The organism is Streptomyces sp. SID486 (genome assembly GCF_009865385.1).
Lineage (GTDB): Bacteria > Actinomycetota > Actinomycetes > Streptomycetales > Streptomycetaceae > Streptomyces.
The window spans coordinates 1-1,227 of sequence record NZ_WWJT01000539.1 but is presented as its reverse complement, the minus strand read 5'-3'; the positions used below and the strand labels follow the sequence as shown (position 1 = coordinate 1,227).

At 73.6% G+C, this 1,227-nt stretch carries 1 protein-coding gene; it reads left to right on the top strand.

Translation table 11 applies throughout. From position 1 onward, the window contains the following. Window positions 1-1,227: condensation domain-containing protein (locus GT045_RS24540; RefSeq protein WP_161335468.1), on the top strand; the 1,227-nt coding region annotated here is incomplete at both ends.

Sequence of the window (1,227 nt, the reverse complement as noted above, 5' to 3'; positions counted from 1 at the left end):
CTGACCGCCGAGCGGTTCGTCGCCGACCCCTACGCCCCCGGGCCCGGGGCCCGCATGTACCGCACCGGCGACCTCGTCCGCTGGAACGCCGACGGCGAGCTGGAGTTCGTCGGCCGCGCCGACCACCAGGTGAAGATCCGCGGGTTCCGCATCGAACCCGGCGAGATCGAGGCGGTGCTGGCCGGCCACCCGGGGGTGGCCGAGGCGGCCGTGGTGGTCCACGGCGAGGAGTCCGGTGACGCCCGCCTGGTGGCCTACGCGGTGCCGCGGGCGGACCAACGGGTCGAGGATCTCAGGGAGTTCATGCAGGAGCGGCTGCCCGACCACATGGTGCCTGCCACGGTCGTGCTCCTCGACCGTCTGCCGCTGACGGCCAACGGCAAGCTGGACAAGGCGGCGCTGCCCGAACCGGACTTCGCGGCCCCGGTGTCGGGCCGGGAGGCGCGCACGCCCCAGGAGCAGATCGTGTGCGACCTGTTCGCGCAGGTCCTCGGGCTGCCCCGGGTGGGTGTCGACGACGACTTCTTCGGCCTCGGCGGGCACTCGCTGCTGGCCACGGCGTTGATCGCCCGGATCCGGGCGGCGTTCGGGGTCGAACTGGAGCTGCGCGCACTCTTCGAGGGGCCGACGCCGGCCGTCGTCGCATCCCTGCTCGACACCGCCGCACCCGCTCGGCCGGCGCTCACCGCACGGGAGCGGCCCGCGGTCCTGCCGCTGTCCCCGGCCCAGCGGCGGCTGTGGTTCCTCCACCGGATGGAGGGGGCGAGCGCCACCTACAACATCCCGCTCGTCGTCCGGCTGTCCGGCCGGCTGGACCATGACGCGCTCCGGTCCGCCCTCGGGGACGTCGTCGCCCGGCACGAGAGTCTGCGGACGGTGTTCCCGGAGGCCGAGGGCGTGCCGTGCCAGCAGGTGCTGGCCCCGGAGGCCGCCGTACCGCGGCTGACCGTCACCCCGACGACCGAGGACGGCCTGGCGTCGGCGCTGGAGACGGGTGCCCGGTACGCCTTCGAGCTGGCGTCCGAACCCCCTTTACGGGCCGAGCTGTTCGCGTTGTCGGAGCAGGAACACGTCCTGCTGATCGTGGTGCATCACATCGCGGGTGACGGCTGGTCGATGGGTCCGCTGTCACGCGAGCTGACGGAGGCGTACTCCGCCCGCGTCCAGGGGCAGGCCCCCGACTGGGCACCCCTGCCGGTCCAGTACGCCGACTACACCCTCTGGCAG